General features: G+C 62.7%; 1 protein-coding gene. It reads right to left on the bottom strand.

Annotated elements, in window-relative coordinates; genetic code table 11:
- Nucleotides 1-616, bottom strand: a 616-nt coding sequence (locus MAXJ12_RS34205; protein WP_008840844.1) for an IS1182 family transposase, incomplete at both ends; no start/stop codon positions are given.

Below are 616 nucleotides of genomic sequence, written 5' to 3'. Positions count from 1 at the left end.
TGGGCGGTGCAGATCAGCGCCCATTCGGCTTTGACTTTCTCGATGCCGCGCAGCAGGAACTGCCTGAACCCTCTTGCCTGTTTGATCTGTCCGAACACCGGCTCGACGACTTGCTTTCTGAGCCTGTATCGGGTTCGTCGTCCCGCTCGCTTCAGCTTGTCCCGCATCGCCTGGACGAGCGGTCCGGTAATTTTGGGTCTGCCTTCGGCAGGGTGCTTGGCGCGTCCGGTAGCGAGGTAAGCGCCGACCTCGCGCTCGGCCAAGGCGGCAAGATTTGCCTCGCTGCAGTAACCAGCATCGGCTGAGGCTTCCTTTGGCTTGCGGCCGAGATTGTCCTTGATCCCGTCGATGAGCGGCACGAGTTGGTCCTGGTCGCTCATGCTGTGCGTCAGGCTCTGGGCCACGATGATCTGGGCCTGTGCATCGACAGCGGCCTGCGCATTGTAGCCCTGGATGTAACCGTCCTTGGTCTTCAAGATGCGGCTTTCCGGATCGGTGAAGTTGCGCTGCGCCTTGCCCTCGGGCTCCGTCTTCGGTGGCGCCGGCGTCTTGCCGTTCTTCTTGCGGCCCTCTGCCTTGCGCTGCTCCTCCGCCTTTTCCCGGCGGCGCATCTCTT

Source organism: Mesorhizobium alhagi CCNWXJ12-2 (genome assembly GCF_000236565.1).
Lineage (GTDB): Bacteria > Pseudomonadota > Alphaproteobacteria > Rhizobiales > Rhizobiaceae > Allomesorhizobium > Allomesorhizobium alhagi.
The sequence above is the reverse complement of the archived record's forward strand: the minus strand, read 5'-3'. Positions and strand labels throughout refer to the sequence as shown.